This window comes from Micromonospora sp. WMMB235 (genome assembly GCF_001855515.1).
GTDB lineage: Bacteria > Actinomycetota > Actinomycetes > Mycobacteriales > Micromonosporaceae > Micromonospora > Micromonospora aurantiaca.
Genome location: NZ_MDRX01000001.1, coordinates 5,890,580 through 5,912,058, shown reverse-complemented (window position 1 = coordinate 5,912,058; position 21,479 = coordinate 5,890,580). Strand labels below are relative to the sequence as shown.

Here is a 21,479-nt window from a genome sequence, read left to right as displayed (position 1 = left end):
GATGAGGTGGTGGGGTGGTTTCGGGTGTGGCGGGCCGGACCACAGTCGGTACGACGGCAGCCGGGTGTGCGCGTGGGGTCAGGTGGTGGTGGCCCGGTTGCGGGCGAGGAACTGGGTGAGACTGCCGAACTGCACCTGCTGGACCAGGACGGCGGCGACGATGATGCCGCCCTTGACCATGTTCTGGGCCTCGGCGGAGAGGTTGTTGATGGCGAACAGGTTGGTGATGGTGGAGAAGATGATCACCCCGAGCAGGGAGCCGATGATCGTTCCCCGCCCGCCGCTGAGCAGCGTGCCGCCGATGATCGCGGCGGCGATCGCGTCCAGCTCGTAGAGGTTGGCCATCGCCGCCTGCGCGGAGGTGGCCTGCGCGGTCAGCATGACCGCGGCGATGCCGCAGCACAGGCCGGACAGCGCGTAGAGGAGCACCGTGTGCCGGCGGACGTTGATGCCTGCCAGCCGGGCCGCCTCCGGGTTGCCGCCGACCGCCACCGTACGGCGGCCGAACGTGGTCCGGTTCAGCAGCACCCAGCCGGCCGCCACCACCGCCACCAGGATGTAGACCAGCAGCGGGATGCCGAGCACGTTCGTGCTGGCGATGCCGTTGATGAACGTGTTGCCCGACACCTGGGTCTGCTTGTCGGAGATCTCCGCCGCCAGCCCCCGGGCGGCCACGAGCATGGCGAGCGTGGCGATGAACGGCACCAGCCGCCCGTACGAGACGAGCAGCCCGTTCACCACGCCGACGGCGAGCCCGACTGTGAGCGCGGTGAAGATCATGCCGCCCGCGCCGTAGCTCTGCGTGGCCACTGTGGTGCACCAGACCCCGGCGAGGGCGACGATCGCGCCGACCGACAGGTCGATGCCCCCGCCGATGATCACGAAGGTCATGCCGACGGTGACCACGCCGACCACCGAGGCGAGCTTGAGGATGGTGAGCGTGTTGCCCCACACCCAGTTCGGGTCGCCGTAGAGGTCGGGGCGGGTCAGGACGCCGATGACCACCAGCACGACGAGCGTGGCGAGCAGGCCGAGGTTGCGCTTGACGCCCTCCCCGCCGTCACCGCGCCACCAGGAGAGCTTCGCCGGCGCGCCGGCCTTCGCGGTCTCCGTCCGCTCCACCGGCGGCGACTGCGCGGGCAGCGAGGATTCTCTGACATCGCTCATGCCGGTGCGCCTTCCATGAGAGACCCCGCCATGACGAGGTCGAGCACTGTGTTCTCGTCCAGTTCGCCGGCCGGGGCCTCGCGGACCACCCGGCCCTCCCGCATCACCAGCACCCGGTCGGCCAGGCCCAGCACCTCGGGCACCTCGCTGGAGACCAGCAGCACCCCGACGCCACGGGCGGCCAGATCGCGGATCACCTGGTACAGCTCGGCGCGGGCGCCCACGTCCACGCCCCGGGTCGGCTCGTCGAGCAGCAGCAGCCGGGTGTCTCCGAGCAGCCACCGCCCGACCACCACCTTCTGCTGGTTGCCGCCCGACAGCGTGCGCACCGGTCGGCGTACGTCCCGGGGCCGCAGCTCCAGCGACGCGGCGATCCGGTCCGCCTCGGCGCGTTCCCGTCCGGTGTCGGTGAAGCCGAGGCGGGCGTACCTGCTGAACGTGGCGAGCGTGACGTTGCGGTAGATCGGTTCGCCGAGCAGCAGCGCCTGACTCTTGCGCTCCTCCGGCGCCATGCCCATCCCGGCCCGTACCGCCGCGCCCACACTGCCGGGACGCAGCGCACGGCCGTCCACCCGGACCGTCCCGGCGTGCGCCCGGCGCGCGCCGAAGATGGTCTCCAGCAGTTCCGACCGGCCGGAACCGACCAGCCCGGCGATGCCGACGATCTCTCCCGCCCGGACCCCGAGCGAGACGTCGGCGAACTCGCCGTGCCGGGTCAGCCCGTCCACCCGCAGCAGCTCCGCGCCGCCCCCGTGGTCGGCCGGGCGCTGCGGGAAGACGTACTCGATGGTCCGCCCGGTCATCCGGGCGACCAGGTCGCGGGTCGGCGTCTCGCGGGCCGGCAGGCTCGCCGCCGTGGTCCGGCCGTCCTTGAGTACGGTGACCCGGTCGCCGATCTCGCGGATCTCCTCCAGCCGGTGCGAGATGTAGATGACCGCGATGCCCTGCGCGGTGAGTTCCCGGATGATCCGGAACAGGTTCGCCACCTCGTCGTGGGCCAGCACCGCGCTCGGCTCGTCCATGATGATCAGCCGCGCCTCGTGGGACAGCGCCCGGGCCATGCTGACGATCTGCTTCCCGGCGGCGGGCAGGTGCCGCACCAGCCGTCCCGGCGGGATCTCCGGGTGGCCGAGCCGTGCCAGGATCTGCCGGGTACGCCGGGCCATGTGCCCCCGCCGGACGAAGCCGAACCGGCGCGGCTCGTGGCCGAGGAACGCGTTCTCCGCCACCGACAGGTCGTCGACCAGGTCGAGTTCCTGGTAGATCGTGGCGATGCCGGCGCGCATGGCGGCCTGCGGGTTGGCGAACGAGGCCGGCTCGCCCCGCCAGAGCACCTCGCCGGAGTCCGGCCGGTGCACCCCGGCCAGCACCTTGATGAGTGTGGACTTACCGGCGCCGTTCTGCCCCAGCAGGCAGTGGACCTCTCCGGCCCGCACCTCCAGTTGCACGCCGTCGAGCGCGCGTACCCCCGGGAACGTCTTGACGACGTCGGTGAGGCGCAGGACCACCTCGCCCGCGACGGCGTCCGCGGGCGCCTCGACGAGCGGCTTGCCGGTGTCGTTCACGCTGCCTCCCCGAATGCGAGGTCACTGGCCAGCACCGCCGCGCCGGCGACGCCGGCGCGCGGGCCCAGCTCGGACAGGACGACGGGCAGGTTGCCGGTGGCCAGTGGCAGCGAGCGGCGGTAGACCACGCTGCGGATCTCGGCCAGCAGGATGTGCCCGAGCTGGGCGAGCCCGCCGCCGATGACGATCATCGACGGGTTGGTGAAGCTGACCAGCCCGGCCAGTACGCTCCCGACCCGCCGGCCGCCGTCGCGGATGAGCTGGATGCAGGTGACGTCCCCCTCGATCGCCCCCTGCGCCACGTCCAGCGCGGTCACCATCCCCCGGGCCGCGAGCCGCTCGGCCAGTGCCGGGGACACCTCGGTGCGGGCCGCGACTGTCGCCTCCCGGGCCAGCGCGGCGCCGCTGAACACCGCCTCGAGGCAGCCGAGGTTGCCGCAGCTGCACATCGGGCCGTTCGGGTCGACCTGGATGTGGCCGATGTCCCCGGCGCAGCCGTCGGTGCCCCGGTAGACCTCGCCGTGCAGGTAGATGCCGCAGCCGATACCGGTGCCGATCTTGATGAACAGGAAGTCGTCGACCGAGTGGGCCACGCCGCCGTGCCGCTCGCCGATCGCCATGATGTTGACGTCGTTGTCGACCACGGCCGGGCAGCCGTGCTCACGGGTGAGCAGCTCGCGGACCGGGAACCGGTCCCAGCCCGGCATGATCGGCGGGGAGACCGGCACGCCGTCGCGGAAGCTGACCGGCCCCGGTACGCCGATGCCCACCGCGTCGAGCCGCTCGTACGCGCCGTCCACCTTGGCCTTGTGCAGCAGCTCGTTGACCCGCTGGAGCGTCACCTTCGGGCCGGAGCGGATGTCGGCGGTCTCGGTGTAGGCGGCCACCGTCTCCAGCCGGCCGTTCACCACCTCCACGTCGATCGAACTGGCGCCCAGGTCGACGGCGGCGAACCGCAGGTGCGGGCTCAGTTCGACGAGGGTGGAGCGCCGCCCGCCCCGGGAGGCGGCCAGCCCCGCCTCGGCCACGTAGCCGAGGGAGACCAGGCGTTCCAGCTCGGCGAGCAGGCGCGGGCGGGGCATCTGGAGCCGGTCGCCGAGTTCGGCGCGGGACACCGCGCCCTCGTCCCGGAGCAGTCGCAGAAGCCGTACGTGCAGGGGGTCGACCGTCCGCACCGGCAGTCACCTCCGCATCGGAAGTCCGTCACATCGACGACAGCGATGTGTGTTGTGTCCGACACAGTAGGAGCCTTCCGGGCCGCATGTCCATAGCTTCGGCACGTCTGATGCAAACTTTTGTCCATACGAACAAAAGCGAGTTCCGGATCATGAAAACGCATCGCCCCGCCGGGGATTCTTCCGGGCGGGGCGATGCGTTCTGGGGGTCAGCGGGAGTGCGCGCGGCCCTTCTTGCGCAGCTTGCGGTCGTCGCGCAGCTCGACGTAGGGCTCCTCGTCGGCCGGGTGCCCGGCGGCGATGGCGCGGCTGCGCTCCAGCTCGGCGTCGAACTCGGCGCCGAGCAGGATGGCGACGTTGCTCAGCCAGAGCCACACCAGGAAGATGATCACGCCGGCCACCGCGCCGTACGTCTTGTTGTACGAGCCGAAGTTGCTCACGTAGAGCGCGAACAGGCCGGACACCACCAGCCAGAGCACCACCGCGAGCACGCCGCCGGGGCTGACCCAGCGGAAGCCGCCGTGCCGGGCGTTCGGCGAGGCCCAGTAAAGGATCGCGAACATCAGGCTCACCAGCACCAGCAGCACCGGCCACTTGGCGATGTTCCACACCGTCACGGCGGTCTCGCCCAGCCCGATCGCGTTCCCGGCCTGCTCGGCCAGCCCGCCGGTGAACACCACGATCACGGCGCTGATCAGCAGCATCACGCCGATCACCGCGGTCACGCCGAGGCGTACCGGCAGCGTCTTCCAGATCGGCCGCCCCTCCGGCACGTCGTAGATGCTGTTCGAGGCCCGCATGAACGCGGCGACGTAACCGGACGCCGACCAGAACGCCGCCACCAGACCGACGATCGCCGCGATGCTCGCCAGCCCGCCGGACTGGCCCGCCTGGTCGATAGCGCTCTCGATGATGCGGCGGATGTTCTCCTCCGGCACCGCCTGCCCGACGGTGTCCCGCACCCCCTCGGTGGCCCGGTCCCCGAGCAGGCCGAGCACCGAGATCAGCACCAGGACGCCCGGGAAGATGGAGAGCACGCCGTAGTAGGTGAGCGCGGCGGCCCAGTCGGTCAGGCTGTCGTCCTGGAACTCCCGCACGGTCCGCTTGAGGGTCGCCATCCAGCCCGTCGCCGACAGGTCGGCCGGGCTGTCCGGCCCGTCGTCCGGCCCCACCGGTCCGGCGTGCTTCCGCCCGTCCGGCCGGTCGTGCCCGGCGCGGGCGTCGTCGCGCGTGGTGGGGGCGTCCTCACGCCCGTCGCGGGTGTCCTCGTGGACGTCGTGGGCGTCGTCGCGGGCGGCCATGGCACCTCCTCGTCGTCATGTCGTCCCGCACGACATGCCCTGACGAGGGCAGCGATAACCACCGCACCCGCAAACCGGCCACTCGACCGCCGGCGACCGTCCCCACCCACCTCCCTGCCGGCCCCTTCCGCGACCCCGCCCGGCCCTCAACTCCCACCCGCTCCACTGCCCGCGCCCTGTCACCGCCTCCCCCGTCGGCACCTTCCGCCCGCTCGCCGCCTCTGGCTCTGCAGCCACGCGCGCGACAGACACGCTCCGTAACCATGTGCGCCGATGGATGCAGAGCAAAGGCGGCGGGGGCAGCGCTCCCACCGCCGCCCCGCCACTTCCCGCCCGAATCCCGGCGAGCCGTCGCTCCACCGCGACCACCGATCGCCACCATCACGACGACCGTCACGACGAGTGGAACGTCATGGGTGTCAAACGGGGCCGGAAGCACCCATGACGTTCCACTCACCGAGGGTCGGCCACCGGTTGACCGGCCACCGTGTGCGGAAGCGAGAGCGCGGTGTGCGGGCGGCGAAAGCCGGGGCGCTGGGGTAACGCGTGATCCGTCTTCCGATGCCACCACCTCGGCGAAGTGGAGTCGATCGTGGAAACGTGAGACGGCGAAGACGCTTTCCAGCCATTTCCCAACCGGGTGAGCGTGGCGGGCGCGAGCGCACACAGCGCGGCGCGAGCGGGGCGCTACGGGCGCCGTCCGCGCGAGCCGCCACGAAAGACGCACCCACCTCAGTGGACACGTTGCGTGACGACAAGCATCCCCGGCACGTTCATTCTTCATCGTTGTAAGTGATATCGGGAGAGAGCCGGGAGAACCCTTCTCCCGCCATTGCGAAACAGTTTCAAGAAATAAGTGACGCGAGTGAGCGAAGCTCCATTCCGTCACTCATTGCAATCACGATCGGCAATGTTCCCAACATGCGCGCTATTCGCGTATCGTGCCCCCTCGTGCCGCCCGTTCGCCCCTCCGACGCGACTCCCCCCAAACCCCGGCCGCCGTCCGGCGGACGACCGGGGTCCGACGTGGACGCCGAGGTGGTGTCGCTGCCGCCGGACGACGGAAGCGTCGCCGGGCCCGAGTGGGCCGACGACGGGCCGGGCGAGACCCACCACCACAGCCGAGCAGCGCACCGCACCGCAGGCGAGCACCACACCGCGGACGAGCACCACACCGCAGGCGAGCACGAGACCCGCGACAAGAGCGAGAGCCAGGAACAAACCCAGGACGCCCGCGAACTGGCCGCCCGGTTCGAGGAGGAGAAGCCGGGACGCGTACTCGCCGGACCGGTCGGTGTCCTCTTCACCGGCATCACCGTCGCGGTCGGGCTGCTGACGCTCTGGCAGGTGTTCTTCCCGCTGGCCCAGGGCAGCAAGTACTACCTGATCTTCTTCCTGGCCGGCGTCCTGCCGATCGTGTTCCTCGCGTACCCCTCGGGGGTGCGGCTGCGACGCGTCAAGGCTGACGCGGCCGACGCGGACGACCGGCGCGGACCGACGCCCGTGGACTGGCTGCTGGCCCTCGCGGCGCTCGTCGTCTGCCTCTACCCGGTGCTGCCGGTCACCATCGGCGCCGGTGGCGGCGGGTACGACGCCTTCCTCGACCGGCAGGGCCTGCTCGATCCGCTGGACGTGGCGTTCGGCACCGGGCTGCTGCTCCTGCTGCTGGAGGCGTGCCGGCGCACGACCGGATGGATCCTGCCGGCGGTCTGCGTGCTGTTCCTCGGGTACGGCTACTACGGCGGGCTGCTGCCGCAGTCGTGGCCGGTGGCGCACGCGGGGCTCGACTTCGGGCAGCTCGTCGACGCGTTCTACAACTCCGACAGCGGCTTCTACGGCACCCCGCTGGACGTGGCCGCCTCCTACATCGTGCTGTTCACCATCTACGGCGCGGTGCTCAACCTGTCCGGCGCGGGCCGGTTCTTCGTGGAGCTGTCCGCCGCCGCGTTCCGCCGCTCCCGGACGGCCGCCGGGCGCACCGCAGTCGCCTCGGGTTTCCTGCTCGGCACGGTCTCCGGCTCCGGCGCCGCCACCACGGTCAGCATCGGCGCGGTGACCTGGCCCATCCTGCGCCGCGCCGGCTACCCGGCCGAGCGGGCGGGCGGCATGCTCGCCGCCGCCGGTGTGGGGGCGATCCTGTCGCCGCCGACGCTGGGCGCCGCGGCGTTCATCATCGCCGAGTACCTGGGCGTCTCCTACCTCCAGGTGCTCGGCTGGGCAACGGTGCCGACGATCCTCTACTACCTGGGCATCCTGCTCTCCGTCGAGATCGACGCCCGGCGCTCCGGGGTCCGCCCGGTGGTCATCGACACCGGCTCGGCCTGGCGGCTGCTGGCCCGCTTCGGCTACCACTTCCTCTCGCTCTTCGTGATCATCGTGGTGCTCGCGCTCGGCGCGTCGGCGATGCGCGCGGTCGTCATCGCCACCGCGCTCGCCGCCGTGCTGTCCTTCCTGGACCGGCGACACCGTCTCACGCCGGCCCGGCTGGTGGAGGCGCTGCGCGACGGCGTACGCGGGGTGCTCGCGGTGAGCGCCGTCTGCGCCGCGGCCGGCATCATCACCGCCACCACCACGAAGACCGGCCTCGGGCCGCAGGCCGCCGCGCTGCTGATCGACGGGGCGCAGGCGGTCAGCTCCGAGCCGGCAGTGGTGCTGGCCCTCACCGCCGTGCTCGCCGCCGTCGCGCTCAGCCTGCTCGGCCTCGCCGTGCCGGTCACCGCCTCGTTCGTCATCGGCTGGGTGATCATCGGTCCGGCGCTGCTCAACCTGGGCGTCGAAGCGCCCGCCGCGGCCATGTTCGTCTTCTACTTCGCGGTGCTGTCCGAGGTCTCGCCGCCGACCGCGCTCGCAGCTGTCGCCGCCGCCGCGGTCACCGGCGGCCGGCTGGTGCCGACCATGTGGCAGACCCTGCGGTACGCGCTGCCTGCGTACCTGATTCCGCTGGCCTTCGTGATCACACCGACCGGTCTCGGCCTGCTCGGCATCGGCGGCGCCGGGCGGATCGTGACGGCCGGCCTGGTGTCGGCACTGGGCGTCGCCGTGCTGGCGGTCGCGGCCGGCGGCTGGCTGCCCGGTGTGGGCCCGGCCGGCGTGCCGGAGCGGATCGTCGGCGCGATCGCCGGGCTGGTGCTGCTCTGGCTGGAACCACTGCCCATGGCGATCGGCGCGGCGCTCGCCGCGCTCGCGGTCGCGGGCGTGTACGTCCGACGTGGCGCCGCCGGGCACGCCGGCCGCCCGGCGGTCGAAGAATCCGTGGACCTTGGGGAGGAGAGAGAGTGGGACGGATCGACGCGAGGATAGTGGCGGGTGTCGGGGCACTGGTCCTGGTCGCCGCCGGTGCCGCCGGCTGCGGGGGCCGTCAGGACGGCGCGGCGAAGGACGACGCCGCCCGCGAGGTCAGCTGCAAGGTCACCAAGGACACCCGGGTCGGCATCGCCACCGGCAACGCCACGGGCGTCTACTACGTGGTCGGCAACGCGCTCGCCGGTGAGCTGAGCAAGTCCACCGACGGCAAGCTCACCGGGACGGCCGCCGAGACCGGCGCCTCGGTGCAGAACGTCGAGCAGCTCGTCGCCGGCCAGTACGACGTGGCGTTCTCGCTGTTCGACACCGCCGTCAACGCGGTGCAGGGCAAGGGGAGCTTCAGCTCGCCGCAGCCGGTGAAGGCGCTGGCCCGGATCTACGACAACTACACGCAGGTGGTGGTCCGCGCCGACGCGGGGATCACGTCGGTGGCCGACATGAAGGGCAAGAAGATCTCCACCGGCTCGCCCAAGTCCGGCACCGAGGTCATCGCCAACCGGCTGCTCACCGCCGCCGGACTGGACCCGGCCAAGGACATCCAGGCGCAGCGGCTGGACCTCACCAAGACCGTCGACGGCATGAAGGACGGCAGCATCGACGGCTTCTTCTGGTCCGGCGGCGTGCCGACCGGCGGGGTCACCGACCTGTTCACCACGTCGGGCGACAAGGTGAAGTTCGTCGACATCAGCCCGCTGCTGCCGAAGATGGCCGAGCTGAACCCGGCGTACCAGGCGGGCACCATCGGCAAGGACATCTACCGGACCCCGGCCGACGTGCCCACCATCGTGGTGCCGAACGTGCTGCTGGTGCGGGACAACCTGGACGCCGACGTGGCCTGCGCGATCACCCGTACGGTGTTCGACTCCAAGGACGCCCTGGCCCAGGCGAACCCGGCGGCGAAGGGCATCGAGCTGGGCAACGCCCGCAAGACCGACCCGGTGCCGCTGCACCGCGGCGCGGAGCGGGCGCTGAGCGACCTCGGCGCGAGCTGACCCGAACGGGCCGGGCCCGGACGCGCGTCCGGGCCCGGCCCACCGACCCGACCCGGAGACCCCCGTGCCGCTGCCCCACCCGGCCCGCGTACGCCGGCATCACCGCTCCGCGGACCGCACCGGACGCCTCCGCTCGGTCCGCGTCCAACTGCTGGCCCCGATCCTGGTGGCCACTGCCGGTCTGGTCGTGCTGGGGGCGGCGCAGACCGGCGCCGCGCTCGACGCGTCCGCCGACGCCGACCGGGCCCGCGTGCTGGCCGGCACCGCCACCGCGACCGTACGGCTGGTGCACGAGCTGGAACGAGAACTGGCCGAGACGGCCGCGTTGCGCCAGCGCGGCGGTACGTCCGGCCGCCCGCTCGTGGACGCGCAGCGTCGGCGGGTGGACACGGCGGTGGAGCGCTACCGCTCGGCGCAGGGTGACGCGCGCCGGGCCGCCCCGGATCTGGCCGGGGTGCTCGACGACGTGGGCGGGCGCCTGGCGCAGCTCGCACCCACCCGGGACCTGGCGTTGGCCGGTGAGCGCGGCGACCCGGCGTACGTGTCGCTCGTGGAGTCGCTGCTCGCGGTCGCGGACGCGCTGCCGAGTCAGCTCCGCGACGCCGACCTGGCCAACCAGGCGCGCGAGGTGGCAGCGGTGGCCGCCCAGGAGCACCTGTCCGCGCTGGAGCGCGACCTGCTGCGGGCGGTGTTCGTCAGGGGTGGACTGCAAAGTGGCGAGCTGGCCCGGCTGGGCCGGCTGCGGGGTGCCCGGGAGCAGCGGCAGGCCGAGTTCCTGCGGATCGCCTCCGCCCCGGCGAACAGGGCCTGGTACCGGCTGGTCGACGGCACCGACGTGACCACTGCCCGCCGGATGGGTGACGCCGTGCTCGACTCCGACGGCGCGCCGGGCACGGTGAAGACCGACGGTGACGCCTGGTACGTGGCGCAGAGCGGCGCGATCCGCCGGTACAACCTGCTCGGCCGGGACCTGACCGACGGGCTGGACCGGGACGCGGCGGACCTGGCCGGGACGGCCCGGTTGCGTGCGGTGCTGACCGCCGGCGCGACGAGCACCGTCGCACTCGGCTCGCTCGTCACCGCAGTGCTGCTGGCGGTACGCACCAGCCGCCGGTTGCGCCGGCTGCGGGTGGCCGCGCTCACCATGGCGAACCGGGAGCTGCCGGAACGGATCACCGCGATCGCGGCGGGCGAGCGGACCCCGGCGGAGGGTCCGGCGACCCGGATGACCGACGGGATCAGGCGCGGCAAGGACGAGGTGGCGCAGGTCGCCGAGGCGTTCGACACGGTGAACCGGGCCGCGTTGCGGCTGGCCGGGCAGCAGGCCGAGTTGCGGCTGGACGTGACCCGGATGGCGGAGGCGCTGGCCCGGCGCATCCGTACGCTCATCACCCGGCAGCTGCGGCTGCTCGACGACTTCGAGCGCGAGGAGACCGACCCGGACGCGCTGGCCCGCCTGTTCGCGCTGGACCACCTCGCCGCCCGGTTGCGCCGCAACGGCGAGAACCTGCTGGTGCTCGCCGGTGGCGAGCCCGGCCGGGGGCACGAGGGCGCGTTGCTGCTGGACGACGTGGTGCGGGCGGCGGCCTCCGAGATCGAGGACTACCCGCGGGTCGAGATCGACGTGCCGACCGCTGCGGTGCACGGCGCGGCGGCCGGCAACCTGGTGCACCTGCTGGCCGAGCTGCTGGAGAACGCCACCGTCTACTCGCCACCGGAGGCCCGGGTGCTCGTCGACGGGCGGCGCACCGTCGACGGGCTGGTGCTGCGCGTACACGACCAGGGCATCGGTGTCAGCGAGAGCCGGCTGACCGAGATCAACGATCGGCTGGCCGCGCCGGCCACGCTGTCCAGCGCGGCGGCGGGCAGCATGGGCCTGCACGTGGTGGCCCACCTGGCCGCCCGGCACGGGATCCGGGTGCAGTTGCACAACCCGGGCACCGGCACTGTGGCACAGGTCGACGTACCGGAATCGGTGCTGACCCGGGTCGAGTCGGTGGCGTCCCGGCCGACGGCCGAGCGGCGACAGCGCGCCGCGGCCTGGTTCAAGTCCGGGCCGGCCGGTGGCCGCAGTCTCGTCACCAGCGCCACGACCGTCGGCCCGGTGCGCGGCGTCGCCGCCGTCCGCACGCCCGGTGGCGCGCTGCTGGCGCCGAGCGCGGCGCGGATCCGGCCGGTGAGCGTGCCGCCGACGCCCGTCCCGACCACCGCCGCCGGGCTACCACGGCGGCAGGTGGGCGGCCACCTGCCCGAGCCGATGCCGGACACCACCGCGCCGCCGCCGGCGATCGACCTGCTCGACCCCGAAGTGGTACGTGCCCGGCTGTCCGCCCTCGCCGAGGGGGTGGCCAGCGCGACCCGCCGTGCCCCGAACACCACACCCAACGGGAGAAGACCATGACCTCACCGTCCTCCGCCGGCCTGGACTGGCTGCTGGCGAACTTCGCCGAGCAGGTGCCGGACGTCTCGCACGCGCTCGCGGTCTCCGAGGACGGGCTGCGGCTGGCGTCCTCACCCGACCTCGCCCCCGACCAGGTCGACCAGCTCGCGGCGGTGATCAGCGGGCTGGCGAGCCTGACAGTGGGCGCGGCCCGGCTGATGTCCGCCGGCCGGGTACGCCAGCAGATCGTGGACATGGACGGCGGGGTGATGCTGGTGATGGCCGTGGGTGAGCGGGCGCTGCTCGGCGTGCTGGCCGCGCCCGGCTGCGACCTGGGGCAGATCGGCTACGAGACGGCGACGCTCGTGCAGCGGGTGGCGGAGGCGCTGGAACCGGCGGTGCGACGGTGACCGGCCGCCCGCTGCGGCTGCTGGCCGCGCTGATGACGGCGGTGCTGGTGGTCGGCTGCGCGGCCGAGGACTCCACCCCGGAGGCGTGGCACGGCGGGCGGATCTTCCTGGCCACCGGCAACACCACAGGCGTGTACTACCAGCTCGGCGGCGGGTACGCCGACCTGATCACCCGCCACCTGCCCGGGTACGAGGCGCGGGCGGAGCCGACCGGCGCGTCGGTGGAGAACATCACCCGGGTGGCCAGCGGGGACATGGAGATCGCGTTCAGCCTGGCCGACACGGCGGCGGACGCGGTCGACGGGCGAGGGGCGTTCGACAAGCAGCCGCAGCCGGTACGGGCGCTGGCCCGGGTCTACAGCAACTACACCCACGTGATCGTCCGCGCCGACGGAAAGATCGGCAGCTTCGCCGACCTGCGCGGCAAGCGCATCTCCACCGGTTCGCCGAAGTCCGGCACCGACATCATCGCCGGGCGCCTGCTCACCGCCGGCGGCATCGACCCGAACCGGGACATCCAGCGGTTCAACCTGTCGCTGCCGGAGACGGTCAAGCGGATGCGCGCCAAGGGCCTGGACGCCATGTTCTTCTCCGGCGGTCTGCCCACTCCCGGTGTGAAGGATCTGCTCTCGTCCGCACCGGGCACGTTCCGGCTGCTGCCGATCGACGAGCTGATCGAGCCGCTGAGCGCCCGCTTCGGCGCTGTCTACACCACCGCGACGCTGCCGAAGGAGGTCTACGGCACGCCCGAGCCGACGCCGACCATCACCGTGTCGAACGTGATCCTGGTGGCGGCGGACATGCCGGAGCAGCTCGCGTACGACCTGACCCGGGTGCTGTTCACCTGGCAGGGCGAGTTGATCCAGGTGCACCCGGAGGCGGCGAACTTCAACCGGTCCAGTGCCGCGGCGACCCGCCCGATCCCGTTGCACCCGGGCGCGCAGCGGTTCTACCGCACCGGCTGAGCGCGGGACCGCCTGCTACGGCGTCCAGTCGCGCCGCAGCAGGCCGTAGATCACCAGGTCGGTGAAGCCGTCGCCGTCGTACTCGCGGTCCCGCTGGGTGCCCTCGTGGACGAAGCCGCACCGCTCGGCGGTACGCCGCATGGCCGTGTTGCCGGCGAGCGTCTCGATCTCCAGCCGGCGCAGGTTGCGGTTGCGGAAGCCGTACCGGCAGAGCAGCCGGATCACCTCGGTGCCGTAGCCCTGGCCGCGCGCCTCGGGCAGCAGCGTGATGCCGAGGTGGGCGTACCCGTTGAAGGCGTTGATGCCCCAGAGCACGCCGGTGCCGAGGAACGTGCCGTCGGCGACGGTCTCGGCCAGCAGCGACACCGGAGCGGCGGCCTCCGGCTGCTCGGCGGCACGCTTCTCCAGCCGGGCCCGGACCTGCCCGACGTGGTGCGGCAGGAACGGCTCGTCGTCGGTGACCAGGTGCAGCTCCGGGTCGCTGTGCAGCCGGAACATGTCCGGCGCGTCGTCGGGGGTGGGCGGACGCAGGCGGACCCGGTCGGTGGCGAACATGCCGCGACGCTAACGGCGGACGGGTGGGCCGACAACCGGATTTGGCTCCCCTACCAACCGGTCGGTAGGGTGGTGCGTATGACCCCGCTCGTGCTCGCCACCGCCCTGACCAAGACCTACGGGACGCGCGACGCCCTGCGCGCGCTCGACCTGACAGTCGCGCCGGGCAGCCGGTTCGTCGTGCTCGGCCACAACGGCGCCGGCAAGTCCACGCTGCTGGAGATCATCGCGACGCTGCGCACCCCGACGTCCGGCTCGGTACGCGTCGGCGGCTTCGACACCGTCACGCAGGCGCGGGACGCCCGGCGCCTGATCGGCCTCGCGCCGCAGTCGAACGCCCTGGACCCGCTGGCCACCCCCACCGAGGTGCTCGACTTCCACGGCGTGGCGCTCGGGCTCGGCCGCCGGGAGCGGGCCCGCCGTACGCGGGAACTGGTCGACCTGTTCGGCCTGGGCGAGCACCGCGCGGCCCGGGTCGCCACGCTCTCCGGCGGCACCCGCCGCAAGCTCGACCTGGCCGTGGCGCTCGTCGCCGAGCCCGCCGTGGTGATCCTGGACGAGCCGACCACCGGCCTGGACCCGCTCGCGCGCATCGACTTCTGGACCGAGCTGACCCGCCTCAACCAGGCCGGCACGTCGCTGCTCATCTCGACCCAGGACCTGCACGAGGCGGACGTGCTCGCCACCGAGATCGCGGTGCTCCGGGACGGCCGGGTGGTCGCCCAGGGTTCACCGGCGTCGCTCAAGCAGCGCGTCGGCGCCCGTACGCTCACGCTCGACCTGTCCGGCGCCGCCGCCGCTGCCGCGTTCGCCGCCGCGTCCGAGGCCGGGTTCCGCGCCGACCCCGACCGCCCGGACCGGGTACGCCTCAGCGTTCCCGACGACCCGCGCGCCCTGGCGAAGGCCCTGGTCGAGGCCGGAGACGCCGCCGCCGACATCACCCGGCTGCACCTCGCCGAGCCCTCCCTCGACGACGTCTTCGTCGCCCTCGCCGCCCGCTGAGGCGTGATCCCACCGCACCCCGAAAGGCCCGAACCCGTGCTCCCGCTCGCAGTCGCCCCGCCCCGCCACTCCCCGGCCCCTGTCGTCCTCGCGGCGATCAGACGCTCCACGCGTGCCGTGCTCCGTACGCCCGCACTGCTTGTCGCCCCGGTCGCCCAGTCCCTGTTCTTCCTGCTCGTCTACGCCGGGCAGCTCGACGCCGTCGGCAGCACCTACCTGGACGGGACGAGCTTCATCGCGTTCCTGCTGCCGCTGATCCTGCTCACCGGCGTCGCCACCGGCGCGGGCGCCGCCGGCACGCTGGTGCTGGGCGACCTCAGCAGCGGATACCTCGACCGCCTGCGGCTCGCCCACGGCACCACGACACCGTTCCTCGTCGGCCCGGTCGTCGCCGCGCTGATCGCCGTCGTCCTCCAGATGGCGGTGACAGTGGCCGGGGCCGCGGCGATCGGCTACCGGCCGGCGAGCTGGTCCGGCGTCGCCGGGATGCTGCTGCTGATGCTGGCCCTGGGCGTCGGTGTCGCGCTGCTGAGCACGGCGCTCGCGATCCGGTCGGCCTCGGCGTCGGCCACCAACCTGGTCACGCTCGCCGTGTTCGGCCTGTCGTTCTTCACCGGCGTGTTCGCGCCGGTCGACGAACTCGCCGGCTGGATGCGGGTGATCGCCGTGGTCAACCCGCTCACCTATATCGTCGACACCGCCCGCCAGCTCGGCGGCGACGCGGCGCTCACCGCGGCCCCGATCGGCGTGGCGGCGATCGTCACCCTCGCCGTCGCTGGGACCGCGGCCTGCGCCCTCGCCCTCCACCACGCGAGGAAGAACCGATGAGCCCAGCCGACACCCGCACCCAGATCATGGACGCCTTCGCCGAGCAGCTCGCGGCGACCGGCTACCGGGGCATCTCCCTGGTCGGCGTGGGCCGCAGCGTCGGCATCCAGAAGCCGTCCATCTACCACCACTTCCCCGGCGGCAAGGAGGATCTCTACATCGCGGTGGCGGAGCGGTACATCCGGGACGTCGGCGCCCGGATCTCGGCGGCGCTGGCCGGCCCCGGCGACGTGCCGCACCGGCTGCACGCGCTCGCCACCGTCGCCGCCGGTCAGCACGGCGACGCCGTCACGTTCGAGCAGCGCATCTACGACACGCTGCCGCTCGTCTCCGCCGCGACCAGCGAGCACGTCTCGGGCCTCTACGTCGCCCTGATGCTGGCGCCGGTGACCCGGTTCTTCGCCGACGCCCGGTCCGAGGGCGTCGTCACCGGCGAACCGGAGTTCCTGATGAACGCGTTCCTGCACCTGGCCCGCGCCGCCGACCTCACCGACGAGACCGGACCCGCCCGGATCGTCGCGCTCTTCCTCGACGGCGCCCGCCCACGTGCCTAAACTAAGGACTTAGCTAACCGAGGAGGTCGCGCAATGTCGGCTGAGGCTGTGCACTACAACATGCATGACGCCAAGACCCACCTGTCGCGCATCATCGAGCGGGTGGAACGCGGCGAAGAGATCATCATCGACCGGGCGGGCACCCCCGTGGCGAAGGTCGTGCCGCTCGTGCGCCGCGCCAACCGCACGGCGGTCGGCTCCCTCGCCGGGCAGGTGGACCTCTCCGGTGACTGGGACTCGCCACAGACCAACGCCGAGATCGCCGCCGACTTCGGAATCGGCGCATGACCCTGCTGCTGGACACCCACGTCGCGCTCTGGGCCATCACCGGCGACGCCACCCTCGGTGTCGAGTTCCTCGACCGGCTACGCCACGACCCAGATGTCTTCCTCTCCCCGGTCAGCCTCTGGGAGATCACCATCAAGCAGCAGGCGGGGAAGCTCTCCGGCCCGCCCGATCTGGCCGAACGGGTACGCGACATGGGTTTCCGTGAACTACCGGTGACCCACGACCACGCCATCACCGCGGGCCGCCTCCCGCCGCATCACCGTGATCCCTTCGACCGCATGCTGGTGGCTCAGGCGATCACGGAGAATCTGACCCTGGCCACGCGCGACGCTTCCATCCCGCTCTACGAGGTCGACGTCCTCAAGGTGTAGGTGTCAGGCGTCGGCGGGGGTGGTGGCGGCCCGCGCCGCCGCGACCAGCCGGACGGTCTCGTCGGTCACCGCCTGGTCGTCGGTCGGCGTCCCCGGGTCGTAGCGGACCGTCCAGGTCAGGCCGTCGACCCCGGGCACCCGCCGGGCCGCGATCCGCCCGGAGCCGCCGGGCACCTCGTGGTGCGAGGTGTACGCCACCGAGCCGGTGACCCGGGCCCGGACCTGGTGCGGCAGGTCGCCCGGGTCGACGAGCAGGTACGTCTCGGGGAGGCCGTCCGCGACCACCAGGTAGCCGTCGCGCTCGGCGACCGGCTCGGCCGGGGTGACTGTCAGCTCGCGGCCGGACCAGACCGCCTTGAGGATGTCGTGCCAGCCGAGGCGATCCACGCGGCCGGGCAGCCAGAGCCCGCGGTTGCTGGCGACCAGCACGCCGTCGTTGCCGCCCTCGCCGGTGCCGGCGGCGGCCCAGGCGAGCACCCGCTCGTCGGCGGCCAGCGGCGGCCGGTCGGCCGAGGGCAGTTTCGGCCGGCGGTTGAACAGACCCATCACAAACCTCCGGCGGCCTGCTCGCGCAGTGCCCGTGCGTGCTGTTCCAGCGAGAGCAGTTCTCCGAACAGGGCGAAGTACTCGTCCTTGTTGCTCACCGGGTTGACTCGCTGGATCTTCGACTTCAGGTCGCGGATGCGGCCCGTGACCGAACTCCACTGGAGCCGGGCCATGGTGATCGAGACGTACCGCGGGTCGGGCTCGCCGTCGATGCGCAGCGGCTCCACCGCCAGCTCACCGATCAGCGCCTGCCCGGCCAGGTCGTCGCAGGCGTCGCGGACCCGCTCGATCCAGACGGCGCCGCCGGTGGCGCCGGACGCGCCGCCGGCCGCTGCGACTGCGGCGCGTACCGCGACGTGCACCGGGTGCTGGTAGTCGGTCGCCTCGACCGCGTCGAACATCGGGCCGGCCAGGACCGGCTCCTGCAACGCCAGCTTCAGCGCCTCCCGCTCCACCATGGACCGGGGACTGTCCACGCTGGGCGCCCCCGGGCGGGGGCGCGCGGGTGCGGCGGGCGTACCGGGCGCCGGTTGCCCGTTCGCGGCGGTGAGCACCGCACGCTGCACCGGCTCGATCTCCATGCCGAGGTCACCGGCGAGCTTGCGCACGTACTCCGGGCGCTTCTCCCGGTCCTTGATCTTCGCCACCAGCGGCGCGGCGCGGCGCATGGCCTCGACCCGGCCGTCGACGGTGTCGAGGTCGAACCGGCTGATCACGTGCCGGAGGGCGAAGTCGACGAGCGGCTCACGGCGGGCCACCAGGTCACGCACGGCCAGGTCGCCCTTTGCCAGGCGCAGCTCGCACGGGTCCATGTTGTCGGGGCTGACCGCGATGAAGGTACGCCCGACGAAGCGCTGGTCGTCCTCGAAGGCGCGCAGCGCCGCCTTCTGGCCGGCGGCGTCACCGTCGAATGTGAAGATGATCTCCCCGGCCCGTTCGTCGCTGTCGAACAGCACCCGGCGCAGCACCGAGATGTGGTCGCCGCCGAACGCGGTGCCGCAGGTCGCGACCGCTGTCGGCACGTCGGCGAGGTGGCAGGCCATCACGTCGGTGTAGCCCTCGACCACCACCACCTTGCCCTGCTTGGCGATCTCCCGCTTGGCCTGGTCGATGCCGTAGAGCACGTGCGACTTCTTGTAGATCGGCGTCTCGGGCGTGTTGAGGTATTTCGGGCCGTCGTCGTCGTCGAAGAGCTTGCGGGCGCCGAAGCCGATCACGTCGCCGGTGATGTCCCGGATGGGCCACATCAGGCGGCGGCGGAACCGGTCGATCAGCGAGCCGGAGCGGGCCGGGCGGGACAGGCCGCCGGTGACCAGCTCGTCGTGGGTGAAGCCCTGCTGGCGCAGGTGCTTGGTGAGCAGGTCCCACCCGTCGGGGGCGAAGCCGCAGCCGTACCGCTCGGCGGCGGCCCGGTCGAAGCCGCGCCCGGCGAGGAACTCGCGGGCCGGGCGCGCGCCGGCGGTGGTGAGCTGGGCCCGGTAGAACTCGACGGCGGCGGCGTGCGCGGCCACCAGACGCTGCCGCTGCCCCTGCTGCGGGCGGGTACGCGGCGTGGACCGGTCGTCCTCGACGTAGCGCAACTGGATGCCGGCGCGGGCGGCGAGCCGCTCGACGGACTCGACGAAGCTGAGGTGCTCGGCGTCCATCAGGAACTTGATCGCGTCGCCGCCGACCCCGCAGCCGAAGCAGTAGAACACGTTGCGGGCGGGCGAGACGTTGAACGACGGGCTCTTCTCGTCGTGGAACGGGCAGAGCCCCTTGAGGTTGCCGCCGCCGGCCGACTTGAGCGTCACCACCTCGGAGATGACGTCCGCGATGGCGGTGCGCTCGCGGACGAGCGCGATGTCCTCGTCCCGGATCCGCCCCGCCATGACCGTCACCCCCTCGGCGTACATCCTGCCCTGCCGGACCGACGTTCCGGCGGCCGGGGGGACGGGCGTGTGGCCGGCCACGCCCGTCCCCGCCGGCTCAGGCCGAGCGGGCCGCCGCGGGGTCGCCGATGCGCGGGAACGGCTCGATGGAGAAGACCACCTCGACCGGCACCTCGAAGTACGCGGCGATGCGCAGCGCCAGGTGCAGGCTGGGCCGGAACTCGCCGCGCTCCAGGTAACCGACGGTCTGGTAGTGCACACCGAGCGCGTCGGCCAGTTGCCGGCGGGAGATGCCCCGTTCGGCGCGCAGCACCGCGATCCGGTTGTGCACGGTCTCGCTCATCGACGCCCTCTCATCCGACCCGCTGCATGGCCCGTTCCCGCCGGGCCGCGACCCGCGAGCCGGACTCCCGGCGGGCCATCCGGCGCAGCACCACCGGGGCCAGCACGAGCCCGAGCACCGCCCAGGCGCCGAGCACGCCGACCGTCTCCAGGTGCCGCCAGGAGCCGCCGAGTTCGACAGCCGCCAGGTCGCCCGGGAGCAGCGCCGAGCGCATGCCCAAGCCTAGCCAGTAGAGCGGGAAGACCTGGGCGACGCCCTGGAGCCAGCCGGGCAGGCCGTTGATCGGGTAGAAGATGCCGGACAACGCGATGAGACCGAAGATCGGCATCACCACCAGGCCCATGTTGCGCGGGTTCTCGACCAGCGAGCCGATCACCGCGCCCAGCGGCAGCGTCGCCACCAGCCCGAGCGGCACCACCCAGGCCAGCGTGAGCCAGGCGCCGGGGTCGCCGAGCCGCAGCCCGTCGAGGAAGAACAGGCCGGGCGTGAGCTGGATGACGACGCCGATCAGCGCGACCGCCGACACCAGCACGATCTTGCCGACCAGGTAGCCGAGCATGCCGTCCGGGATGGCCTTGGCGCGCAGCAGCGTGCCGTCCTCCCGGTCGATGACGAGCTGGTTGGCCAGCCCGAGCAGGCCGCCGAAGAGCAGGCCCATGCCGAGCGCGCTGGGCAGCGTACGGGCGCCGAGGGAGAAGTCGGTGCCGGGCACCGTCGAGCCGCGCATCCAGAACACGGCGACCAGCAGCACCACTGTGGGGAAGAAGTAGGTCCAGAGATCCTGGCCGTTGGTGAACGTGGCGCGCAGCTCGATCACGCCGCGCCGCAGCCCGGCCCGCAGCGCGTTGGTGGTCGGGTTCATCGGTTCGCCTCCTGCTGCCACACCCGCTCGGCCCGGCCGGTACGGATGCCGGTCTCCTCCTCGTGCACCAGCGCCAGGTACGCGTCCTCCAGACTGGCCCGGCGCACCTCCAGCTCGCGTACCCGGTCGCCGTGCTCGCGGAGCAGGTCGCGCAGGAACGCGGTGGCGTCGCCGGTGGCGTGCACGTACCGCTCGCCGTCGCGGGTCCAGCGCACCTCGGCGTCCCCCGCGACGCGCCGGGCGAGCTGGTCGGGCGACCCCTCGGCGATGATCCGGCCGCCGGCCAGGATGAGGATGCGGTCGGCCAGCTTCTCCGCCTCGGCCAGGTCGTGCGTGGTCAGCACGATGGTGGTCTCGTCCAGGTCGGCCAGGCGGTGCACCAGCTCGTGGAACTCGCGCCGGGCGGCCGGGTCGAACCCGACCGTCGGCTCGTCCAGGAACAGCAGTTCGGGGCGGCCGACGATGCCGACAGCGACGTCGAGCCGACGGCGCTGACCACCGGAGAGCCGGGCCACCCGGCTGCCGGCGTGCGCGCTCAGGCCCACGGTCTCCAGCAGCTCGTCGACCGGCCACGGGCGCGGGATCCGGTCGGTGGCGTACGGCGCGTAGAAGTCGCCGAGGTGTGCGAGCAGCTCCCGCACCCGCCACTTGCCGTGGTCGCGCCAGGACTGGAGCACCACGCCGAGCCGCGCGCGCCACCGTTCGTCGCCGCGGGCCGGGTCGGTGCCGAGCACGCGCACCGTGCCGGCCGAGGGCAGCCGGAAGCCTTCGAGGATCTCGATGGTGGTGGTCTTGCCCGCGCCGTTGGGCCCGAGCAGCGCCACCACCTCGCCCCGCCGGGCGGTCAGGTCGACGCCGTGCAGCACGTCGACGGCGCCGTAGCGCATGCGCAGATCCCGCACGTCGAGGACGAGATCCTCGTCGGGAGGTCGGGGGGACGCGACGGCCCCCGGGAGTTCGACCGCAGTCATGCCCCGGAATGTAGCATCCCTACTACAAGA

20 protein-coding genes are annotated in these 21,479 nt (G+C 72.7%); 10 read left to right on the top strand and 10 right to left on the bottom strand.

The genetic code is table 11. The annotated features are described in order from the left end of the window. Positions 1-78: 78 nt before the first annotated feature. The 4 genes from BFV98_RS26340 to BFV98_RS26325 form a co-directional block, all read right to left on the bottom strand. A complete protein-coding gene (locus BFV98_RS26340; protein ID WP_013287911.1) occupies positions 79-1,167 on the bottom strand; it encodes an ABC transporter permease in 1,089 nt (362 codons plus the stop codon). Continuing rightward, positions 1,164-2,732 carry a sugar ABC transporter ATP-binding protein gene (locus BFV98_RS26335; protein ID WP_013287912.1) on the bottom strand — a complete coding sequence of 523 codons (1,569 nt, stop codon included), beginning with the start codon at positions 2,730-2,732 and terminating at the stop codon, positions 1,164-1,166. The genes BFV98_RS26340 and BFV98_RS26335 overlap by 4 nt, the downstream gene beginning before the upstream one ends. Further along, positions 2,729-3,907, bottom strand: a complete 1,179-nt coding sequence (locus tag BFV98_RS26330; RefSeq protein ID WP_071098101.1) for an ROK family protein — start codon at positions 3,905-3,907, stop codon at positions 2,729-2,731. Before BFV98_RS26330 ends, BFV98_RS26335 begins: the two co-directional genes overlap by 4 nt. A 209-nt stretch (positions 3,908-4,116) precedes the next feature. Beyond that, the gene (locus BFV98_RS26325) at positions 4,117-5,208 is read right to left on the bottom strand and encodes a YihY/virulence factor BrkB family protein (protein WP_071098099.1); all 1,092 of its coding nucleotides are present in this window, start codon (positions 5,206-5,208) and stop codon (positions 4,117-4,119) included. Positions 5,209-6,234: 1,026 nt separating this feature from the next. On the opposite strand from BFV98_RS26325, the gene BFV98_RS26320 reads away from it, so the two are divergent. From BFV98_RS26320 to BFV98_RS26300, 5 genes are all read left to right on the top strand, one after another. Further along, entirely contained in the window at positions 6,235-8,508 is a 2,274-nt protein-coding gene (locus tag BFV98_RS26320) for a TRAP transporter fused permease subunit (RefSeq protein ID WP_071098097.1), read from the top strand. Beyond that, the gene (locus BFV98_RS26315) at positions 8,484-9,503 is read left to right on the top strand and encodes a TAXI family TRAP transporter solute-binding subunit (RefSeq protein WP_013475559.1); all 1,020 of its coding nucleotides are present in this window, start codon (positions 8,484-8,486) and stop codon (positions 9,501-9,503) included. The genes BFV98_RS26320 and BFV98_RS26315 overlap by 25 nt, the downstream gene beginning before the upstream one ends. 64 nt (positions 9,504-9,567) lie before the next feature. After that, the gene (locus tag BFV98_RS26310) at positions 9,568-11,904 is read left to right on the top strand and encodes a nitrate- and nitrite sensing domain-containing protein (RefSeq protein WP_013287917.1); all 2,337 of its coding nucleotides are present in this window, start codon (positions 9,568-9,570) and stop codon (positions 11,902-11,904) included. After that, positions 11,901-12,293, top strand: coding sequence for a roadblock/LC7 domain-containing protein (locus tag BFV98_RS26305; RefSeq protein WP_013475557.1), 393 nt, complete (start codon positions 11,901-11,903; stop codon positions 12,291-12,293). The genes BFV98_RS26310 and BFV98_RS26305 overlap by 4 nt, the downstream gene beginning before the upstream one ends. Next, on the top strand, positions 12,290-13,258 hold the full coding sequence (locus tag BFV98_RS26300; protein WP_071098095.1) for a TAXI family TRAP transporter solute-binding subunit: 969 nt from the start codon (positions 12,290-12,292) through the stop codon (positions 13,256-13,258). The genes BFV98_RS26305 and BFV98_RS26300 overlap by 4 nt, the downstream gene beginning before the upstream one ends. 15 nt (positions 13,259-13,273) lie before the next feature. Here BFV98_RS26300 and BFV98_RS26295 read toward each other — a convergent pair whose 3' ends face one another. Next, positions 13,274-13,813, bottom strand: coding sequence for a GNAT family N-acetyltransferase (locus tag BFV98_RS26295; RefSeq protein ID WP_013287920.1), 540 nt, complete (start codon positions 13,811-13,813; stop codon positions 13,274-13,276). Positions 13,814-13,891: 78 nt separating this feature from the next. On the opposite strand from BFV98_RS26295, the gene BFV98_RS26290 reads away from it, so the two are divergent. From BFV98_RS26290 to BFV98_RS26270, 5 genes are read left to right on the top strand one after another with little or no spacing between them, the layout of a single operon-like run. After that, complete coding sequence (locus BFV98_RS26290; RefSeq protein ID WP_071098093.1) at positions 13,892-14,815, top strand: ABC transporter ATP-binding protein; 924 nt, start codon at positions 13,892-13,894, stop codon at positions 14,813-14,815. A gap of 36 nt (positions 14,816-14,851) precedes the next feature. Further along, complete coding sequence (locus BFV98_RS26285; protein WP_071098092.1) at positions 14,852-15,643, top strand: ABC transporter permease; 792 nt, start codon at positions 14,852-14,854, stop codon at positions 15,641-15,643. After that, a complete protein-coding gene (locus BFV98_RS26280; RefSeq protein ID WP_071098090.1) occupies positions 15,640-16,197 on the top strand; it encodes a TetR/AcrR family transcriptional regulator in 558 nt (185 codons plus the stop codon). The genes BFV98_RS26285 and BFV98_RS26280 overlap by 4 nt, the downstream gene beginning before the upstream one ends. A 33-nt stretch (positions 16,198-16,230) precedes the next feature. After that, positions 16,231-16,485, top strand: coding sequence for a type II toxin-antitoxin system Phd/YefM family antitoxin (locus tag BFV98_RS26275; RefSeq protein ID WP_013287924.1), 255 nt, complete (start codon positions 16,231-16,233; stop codon positions 16,483-16,485). Continuing rightward, complete coding sequence (locus BFV98_RS26270; RefSeq protein WP_013287925.1) at positions 16,482-16,856, top strand: type II toxin-antitoxin system VapC family toxin; 375 nt, start codon at positions 16,482-16,484, stop codon at positions 16,854-16,856. The genes BFV98_RS26275 and BFV98_RS26270 overlap by 4 nt, the downstream gene beginning before the upstream one ends. 3 nt (positions 16,857-16,859) lie before the next feature. On the opposite strand, the gene BFV98_RS26265 is transcribed toward BFV98_RS26270, so the two are convergent. The 5 genes from BFV98_RS26265 to BFV98_RS26245 all read right to left on the bottom strand — a co-directional run bounded on the left by BFV98_RS26265 (position 16,860) and on the right by BFV98_RS26245 (position 21,449). Beyond that, complete coding sequence (locus BFV98_RS26265) at positions 16,860-17,402, bottom strand: hypothetical protein (RefSeq protein ID WP_071098088.1); 543 nt, start codon at positions 17,400-17,402, stop codon at positions 16,860-16,862. Then, complete coding sequence (dnaG, locus tag BFV98_RS26260) at positions 17,402-19,297, bottom strand: DNA primase (RefSeq protein WP_071098087.1); 1,896 nt, start codon at positions 19,295-19,297, stop codon at positions 17,402-17,404. The genes BFV98_RS26265 and dnaG overlap by 1 nt, the downstream gene beginning before the upstream one ends. Before the next feature lie 73 nt (positions 19,298-19,370). Next, positions 19,371-19,616, bottom strand: coding sequence for a helix-turn-helix transcriptional regulator (locus tag BFV98_RS26255; protein WP_013287928.1), 246 nt, complete (start codon positions 19,614-19,616; stop codon positions 19,371-19,373). A 10-nt stretch (positions 19,617-19,626) separates the two neighbouring features. Continuing rightward, complete coding sequence (locus tag BFV98_RS26250; protein WP_013287929.1) at positions 19,627-20,478, bottom strand: ABC transporter permease; 852 nt, start codon at positions 20,476-20,478, stop codon at positions 19,627-19,629. After that, a complete protein-coding gene (locus BFV98_RS26245) occupies positions 20,475-21,449 on the bottom strand; it encodes an ABC transporter ATP-binding protein (protein ID WP_013287930.1) in 975 nt (324 codons plus the stop codon). The genes BFV98_RS26250 and BFV98_RS26245 overlap by 4 nt, the downstream gene beginning before the upstream one ends. Between the last annotated feature and the right edge of the window lie 30 nt (positions 21,450-21,479).